This window comes from Candidatus Aquicultor secundus, assembly GCF_002791875.1.
GTDB lineage: Bacteria > Actinomycetota > Aquicultoria > Aquicultorales > Aquicultoraceae > Aquicultor_A > Aquicultor_A secundus.
Genome location: NZ_PFNG01000055.1, coordinates 963 through 1,823 on the forward strand (window position 1 = coordinate 963; position 861 = coordinate 1,823).

The following is an 861-nucleotide window of genomic DNA, read 5'->3' on the forward strand; positions in this document are numbered from 1 at the left end:
AGGGAAACAAATATAACCCAGTCTAGTAAAGGATACCCAATAGCATACATCCTTTGGGCAATAGTCATAGTTGGATTTAGGTACCACTCGGGAATAAGCAAGAATTTATAGCAAAGGAGAAAACCGGCTAAAGCGAGCATCGAGGCGTTTGCGAGGAACTGCTTCTTCTCATTATTAAAGGGGCGTCTTATCCGGCCTAGACTAAGCATTACACCGAGGACAATAGGAACATATGCGATTGAGAACAAATCTGCAATCGATGGGGATGGAACATGTGCTAGCCCATACCTAATTACGTATGAGATAAAAATGATCTCGCCTACCATCCAGAAAAACATGCCGGTGGCCATCAATTGCCATAATCTTCTATAGGAAACTGTTTTCTTAGATGCCCAAACGCAGGCCATGAAAGCGCAAATCACCGGTACAACATAAACACTACGTAGTGTTATATCTGTTGCGTGCACGCCGGGCTTCAACGCGAAGACTAGTATTCCAAAAAATGCAATATAAATTGATGATACTGAAATCACTAGCTTTTTAAGATGTTTCTTTTTTAAATTATCTAAAGATGCAACCATGCTTATTCCTAATCTCACCAACATTTACCAGCGATTATGTCAGCAAACTTAGTATTATATCGGCATTTAGTCATGTATCTTTAGTGACGGCTGCTATCTAGCCGGCTACTTTAAGGTGACCACAATCAAGGATGATCTATTGGTAAGCCAAGTTAAAGAATAGAGGAGAATAACTTAATCGAAAGTACTAGCAAGGTACAACTCAAGTGGCAAATATTGGCAAAGCAAACGCTTATGTGTTAAACTAAACCCCAATACATGACATAGAACCGTGTTTTAC

Annotated in this window: 1 protein-coding gene; it reads right to left on the reverse strand. The window is 39.8% G+C overall.

Going from position 1 to position 861, the window contains the following annotated elements:
• Positions 1 to 581 (reverse strand): hypothetical protein (locus COY37_RS02155; RefSeq protein WP_286975828.1); only part of this gene is annotated, 581 nt, incomplete at its 3' end.
• Between the last annotated feature and the right edge of the window lie 280 nt (positions 582 to 861).